The organism is Pseudomonas sp. NBRC 100443 (genome assembly GCF_030268185.1).
In the GTDB taxonomy this organism is placed as follows: domain Bacteria; phylum Pseudomonadota; class Gammaproteobacteria; order Pseudomonadales; family Pseudomonadaceae; genus Pseudomonas; species Pseudomonas citronellolis.
In genome coordinates this window covers 183,945-189,944 of the sequence record NZ_BSQE01000016.1, presented here as the reverse complement: position 1 = coordinate 189,944, position 6,000 = coordinate 183,945, and the positions used below count along the sequence as shown (strand labels likewise).

Here is a 6,000-nt window from a genome sequence, read left to right as displayed (position 1 = left end):
CGGTTGCAGACACCGGCTTATTCATTGTCGTATGCTTTTTCATGGACTCACCCTCACTGTCGGTGGCTTCTTAGACCGCCACCGTGGCGCCTCGACGCCTCGGTGAGGGTGAGTCCATCCAATTACGAAGAGCATCCTGGCGCGGCCCGGTGGCTTTCGTGCCTTGGGTTGGCTCCGTTCCCTCTCCCCAGCCCTCTCCCTGAAGGGAGAGGGGGCCGTTCGGTGCGAATTGGGAGTCAGCCTTCAGCCGGATGCATCAGGACTACTGCGGACTACCTCTTGGCAGAGGACAGTCCCCTCTCCCTTCAGGGAGAGGGTTAGGGAGAGGGGCTCTTGGCTCTGTGCTCTTGACCCTCAACCAACACCTCCCTCCAGACCTAAGACCTAGAACAACGGCAACGTATAGCTCACGATCAACCGGTTCTCGTCCTGGTCCCGCTGCGTCGCCGTGCCCGAGCCGCTGACCGGCAGGCCGCTGCGCATGGTGGCGTTCTTCCAGGCCAGGCCCAGGCCCTTGAAGGTGCCTTCGGGGACCACGTAGCCCAGAGCGATGTCGCGCTCCCACTCGCCCTGGTCGCCGCGGCCGGTCTTGATGTCGTCGGCGTTGAGGTAGAGCACGCTGAAGGTCAGGCCCGGCACGCCGAGCTTGGCGAAGTCGTAGGCGTAGCGGCCGATCCAGGTGCGCTCGCCGGCGTGGTTGAACTTCAGCAGCTGGGCGTCGGTGTGCAGGTAGGTGCTGGTGCCTTCGCCGTCGCCGCGGTTCAGGTAGGGGAAGTCGCTGTCGCCGGTGAGTACCTGGTAGCCGGCGCCGATGCTGTGGCCGGCGAGGCTGTAGGTGAGCAGGCCGCTGTAGACGTTGTTGTCCACCTCGCCCTTGGTCACGCCGCTGCCGTAGTAACCGCTGCTGACGTAGCCGTCGGCGCGGCCGGAGGCGCTGCCGTTCTTGCCGTCGGAATCGCTGATGAACACCCGCAGGTCGGTCTTCAGGGTGCCCGGGCCGACCGCCCAGTTGTGCGTCAGGCCGAGGAAGTGCTGCTGGTAGAAGTCGGTCAGCTGGCCGTAGTAGTACTGCAGCGTCAGGTCCTTGGTGGCCTTGTAGTCGCCGCCGGCGAAGTAGAACTTGTTGCTGTCGCGGGAGCTGGCGCTGCTGCCGTTGGCGCCGGCGATGGACATGCTGCGCCAGTCGGTGGAGTTGCGGCCCTTGGTATGGGTCAGCTGGCCGCCGATCAGCGTCAGGTCCTTGAACTCGTTGGAGGTGACCTGGCCGCCCTCGTAGGTCATCGGCAGCAGGCGCGCGTCGTTGTAGACCACCACCGGCAGCTTGGGCTGCAGGGTGCCGTAGCGGAACTCGGTCTTCGACACCCTGGCCTTGGCGGTCAGGCCCAGGCTGCTGAACTCGTCCACCGCGCTGCCGTCGCTTTCCAGCGGGAAGATGGTGCCGGGCTGGCGGTCGATGCCGCTCTTGCCGGACTTGCCGCCGCCGTCCAGGCGCAGGCCGAGCAGGCCCAGGGCGTCGACGCCGAAGCCGACGGTGCCCTCGGTGAAGCCGGAGGCGTAGTTGAGCATGAAGCCCTGGCCCCATTCCTCCTGCTTGCTCGGCGAGGCGGAGCCGTTGCGGTTGTCGGTGTTGATGTAGAAGTTGCGCAGGCCGAGGCTGGCCTTGCTGTCTTCGATGAACCCGCCGGCGCTGGCCTGCTGGGCGAGGACGCCCGCGGCGATCGCCAGGGCGAGGGTGGATCGCTTCATTGTCATGCTCCTTGGTCCGTTCTTTTTCTATGTATGTGGCCGGGGTGGCGCCGTCCGCGCCGGCCAGGGTAGCCGCGGCTGGCGTCCATCGCTATATGTTTTTGTATATAGCGATAGGCGCAAGACGTGATTGCCGTGACGATGACGCGGTCAGGCAACGGCTAGGGTCGGTCGCTGGACGCGGTGCATAAGGCCAAATTCTGACTTTCCAGTCAATGGCCGCGATGCCGCACCTTGGCGGCGGAGCGCTAGGCGACCGCCACCAGGCTCAGCAGGCGTCCGTCGAACAGCGCGTACTGCGCCTCCAGCTCGCGGCCGTGGTGCCATTCCGCGGACAGGTCGCAGAGCAGGCGCAGGCGCGCGCGGCCTTCGGCGTCCCAGGCCAGCAGTTCGGCGTCTTCGAAGTAGAAGCGCCGGCCCACCAGGGGGTAGAGGGCCTTGAACAGGCTTTCCTTGAGCGAGAAGGTCAGGGTCACGCCCAGGCCGACCTGCTCCGGCGCCAGGCGTTCGCGCTCGGCGGGGGTGAGGACTTCCTCCAGCAGGCGGCTGGCGCGGGCATCGTCCAGCAGCGTCTCGACGTCCAGGCCGAGGCTGCGCCAGGCGTCGCGGCGGGCCACCACGGCGGCGGCCCAGTCGTTGCCATGGGTGATGGAGCCGACCAGCCCGCCCGGCCAGATCGGCGCGCGGTCCGGCGCCAGGCCCGGCGCCTGCGGCAGGCCGGTCAGGCGCTGGATGCCGGCGCGGGCGCACAGGCGCCCGGCGAGGAACTCGGCACGGCGCTTGGCCACCGCGCGGCCGATGTTCGGCGGCAGGTCCACGCCGTGGCGGCCGAAGGCCTGGGCGTCGAGCTTCTGCGGCTGGAAGCGGCAGCTGTGGAGCAGGGCGCCGGGCAGCGCCTGGGGCAGCGGCCAGTGCGCCTGGGGCGGGGTGAGGAAGTCGTCGGTGTCGGGCATGGCGGGGATTCTGCCCGGCCGCCGGACGCGGTGCCAGTGGATTCGCGTGGCGAGTGACCGCCCAGTCGCGTCCGGGCGGTCACGCAGCGTTTACATTCGCTTGCAAAGGCTTACCGAAGCGCTACGGATCGGCGGCGGGGGAATTTGCCACACTGCGCCTCGCGTTCCTTTGCCGGAACGCAGGTGAGGTTGTTGTCGGAGCCGCGTGCTCCGGCTTTTTCACAGATCGTGGCGGGAGCCCCTTTTCGGGCTCCCGTTTTTTTTGCCCGGCCAAGCGCCAACACCCCCGTAGGATGGGTTGAGCGAAGCGATACCCATCGCCCTTCAGTCGGCCTTCTGCTGGAAGATGTCCTTGAGGAAGGCCTGCAGGTCGGCCCAGGACTTCTGGTCGGCGGTCTTGTCGTAGCCCACGTCCAGGCCGTGGCCCTTGTGCTTGTCGGCGTCGGGGTTGGTGAAGCTGTGCTTGGCGTTGGGCTGGACGACGAACCTGTAGTCCACCTTGGCGGCGTCCATCTCCTGCTTGAAGGCGGCCACGCTGTCGGCCGGCACCAGGGTGTCGGCGCCGCCGTGCTCCACCAGTACCTTGGCAGTGACCGCGCCCGGCTGCGCCGGGGTGGCGGTGGCCAGCACCCCGTGGAAGCTGGCCACGCCCAGCAGCGGCAGGCCCTGGCGGGCCATGTCCAGCACCACCTTGCCGCCGAAGCAGTAGCCGATGGCGGCGATCTTGGTCGGGTCGGTCTGCGGCTGTTTCTTCAGCAGGTCCAGGCCGGCCTGGAAGCGTGCCTTGGCGGCGTCGGCGTTCTTCAATGCCTCCTGCATGAAGGCCTGGGCCTGCTCGGGGTGCTCGGCCACCTTGCCCTCGCCGTACATGTCGATGGACAGCGCCGCGTAGCCCAGCGCCGCGAGGTCGCGGGCGCGGCGCTTGGCGTAGTCGTTCAGGCCCCACCATTCGTGGACCACGATGATCCCCGGGCGGATGCCGGCCTGGGCGTCGTCGTAGGCGAAGTAGCCGACCAGCTTGGTGCCGTCGGTGGCCTGGTAGGGGATTTCCTGGGTCTTGACCTCCGCCTGGGCGGCGAAGCCCAGGCCGAGCAGCAGGGTGGCGAGCAGGCGCATGGGCGTTTTCTCCAGAGGGTGGACTGAAAAAGATAGCCGGTTGTGCGGCGGAGGTCGGATTTTGCCGGCGCAACCGCTCAAGCCCGCGGCATGGCGTGAAAGCCGCGGCGCCATCGGCTACCCTTGCCGGGCCAGTCAGCCGTGCGGGACCCACAACGGATGTTCGACCTCAGTACCTGGAACCTCACCCTTCCCGAAGGCCGCCCGGCCAGGACCATTTCCACCCCGGCGCTGCAGCGCGACTACCAGAGCCCGTATTTCCACCGCAGCGCCGACGGCGTGGAGTTCTGGGTGCCGGTGAACGGCAGCCACACGCGCAACAGCGAGTTCCCGCGCACCGAACTGCGCGAGACGCGCAGCGACGGCTCGCCCTACACCTGGCGCTATCCCAACGTCGACAGCCTGCTGCGCGCCACCCTGCACGTGGACGCGGTGCCCTCCATGCGGCGCATGGTGATCGGCCAGATCCACAGCGACGGCGCCGGCAGCGGGGACGCCGCGCCGCTGCTGAAGCTGGTCTACCAGCTGCGCCTGGACCAGGGCCGGGTGCTGGCGCAGATCCGCGAGCGCCCGGGCGATGCCACCGCCATCACCTACACGGTGCTGGACGGCATCCCCCTGGGGCGGGAGTTCGACTACCGCATCGGCGTGTCGCGCACGGGCGTGCTGAGCATCGAGGTCAACGACCAGCGCCTGGTCCGCCAGCTCGACCCGCAGTGGGCGCGCCAGGGCCTGTACTTCAAGGCGGGGCTGTACCTGCAGGATAATCGCGGCCCCGCCAGCGAAGGCGGGCGGGCGACCTTCAGCGCCCTGTCGATCATGCACCGTTGAGGAACTGCCCCATGCTGCCTTCCCGAATCCTCCCGGCCCTGCTGCTCGCCGCCGGCCTGTCCCAGGCCCCGGGCGCCGTGGCCGACGAGTTCTCCGCCTGCCTTGCGCGCCTGCAACCGCAGGCCGCCGCCAAGGGCGTGAGCGCCGCGGCCTACCAGCGCTACACCGGCGGCCTTGCGGCCGACCTCAGCGTGCTGGACCTGCTCAATGCCCAGCCGGAATTCGTCACCCCGCTGTGGGACTACCTGGCCGGGCTGGTGGACGAACAGCGCGTCGCCGACGGCAAGGCCATGCTGGCGCAGCACGCCGAACTGTTCGAGCGCGTCGCCCGCCAGTACCGGGTGGACAAGTACACGGTGGCGGCGGTGTGGGGCGTGGAGAGCGACTTCGGCCGCATCACCGGTAAGCGCCCGCTGCTGGTCTCGCTGGGCACGCTGTCGTGCTACGGGCGGCGCCAGGCGTTCTTCCAGGGCGAGTTCTTCGCCACCCTCAAGCTGCTGCAGCAGGGCGACCTGCGCGATCCGGCCATCACCGGCTCCTGGGCCGGCGCCTTCGGCCAGACGCAGTTCATGCCCAGCACCTACGCGCGCATCGCCGAGGACTTCGACGGCGACGGCCACCGCGACCTGGTGGGCAGCGTGCCCGATGCCCTGGCCTCCACCGCCAACTACCTGCGCAAGGCCGGCTGGGTGCCGGGCGCGGCCTGGGGCTACGAGGTGAAGCTGCCGGCGAACTTCGCCGAGTCCCAGGCCGGGCGCACCAAGCGGCGCACGGTGGCGGACTGGCAGGCCCAGGGCGTGAAGCGCATCGACGGCGGGCCGCTGCCGGCCGGCGACGCCCGCGCCGCCATCCTGCTGCCCACCGGCAAGGCCGGCCCGGCCTTCCTGGTGCTGCGCAACTACGACGCCATCTATTCGTACAACGCGGCGGAAAGCTACGCCCTGGCCATCGCCCTGCTGTCCGACCGCCTGCGCGGCGAGCCGGGCCTGCGCACCCCCTGGCCGACCGACGACCCCGGCCTGAGCCGCGCCCAGCGCAAGGAGCTGCAGCGACTGCTGCTGGCCCGCGGCCACGCCATCGGCGAGCCGGACGGGCTGATCGGCGACAACACCCGCCGTGCCATCCAGGCCGAGCAGCAGCGCCTGGGCCTGCAACCGGCCGATGGCCGCGCCGGGCAGAAGATCCTCAAGGCCCTGCAGGCCACGCATTGAACCGTAGGGCGAATAACCGTTCGCGGTTATCCGCCGATACACCGAGGCCATGGCCAACGCCCAGGTCAACCCCGGAGCCGCCGGGAATCAAGGTCAAACGGCGGATAACGCCGTAGGCGTTATGCGCCCTACGGGTTGCCCCG

Annotated in this window: 5 protein-coding genes; 2 read left to right on the top strand and 3 right to left on the bottom strand. The window is 69.0% G+C overall.

All coding sequences use genetic code 11. From position 1 onward, the window contains the following. Positions 1-384: 384 nt before the first annotated feature. The 3 genes from QSJ95_RS21060 to QSJ95_RS21050 all read right to left on the bottom strand — a co-directional run bounded on the left by QSJ95_RS21060 (position 385) and on the right by QSJ95_RS21050 (position 3,815). Positions 385-1,752, bottom strand: a complete 1,368-nt coding sequence (locus QSJ95_RS21060; protein ID WP_285645091.1) for an OprD family porin — start codon at positions 1,750-1,752, stop codon at positions 385-387. Between the two features lie 242 nt (positions 1,753-1,994). Beyond that, positions 1,995-2,699, bottom strand: coding sequence for a 4'-phosphopantetheinyl transferase family protein (locus QSJ95_RS21055; RefSeq protein WP_285645090.1), 705 nt, complete (start codon positions 2,697-2,699; stop codon positions 1,995-1,997). A 324-nt stretch (positions 2,700-3,023) separates the two neighbouring features. Beyond that, a complete protein-coding gene (locus QSJ95_RS21050) occupies positions 3,024-3,815 on the bottom strand; it encodes a dienelactone hydrolase family protein (RefSeq protein ID WP_285645088.1) in 792 nt (263 codons plus the stop codon). A 159-nt stretch (positions 3,816-3,974) separates the two neighbouring features. On the opposite strand from QSJ95_RS21050, the gene QSJ95_RS21045 reads away from it, so the two are divergent. Both QSJ95_RS21045 and QSJ95_RS21040 read left to right on the top strand, forming a co-directional pair. After that, on the top strand, positions 3,975-4,646 hold the full coding sequence (locus QSJ95_RS21045; RefSeq protein ID WP_009621781.1) for an alginate lyase: 672 nt from the start codon (positions 3,975-3,977) through the stop codon (positions 4,644-4,646). An 11-nt stretch (positions 4,647-4,657) separates the two neighbouring features. Beyond that, positions 4,658-5,857, top strand: coding sequence for a lytic murein transglycosylase (locus tag QSJ95_RS21040; protein ID WP_043317230.1), 1,200 nt, complete (start codon positions 4,658-4,660; stop codon positions 5,855-5,857). Positions 5,858-6,000 lie beyond the last annotated feature (143 nt).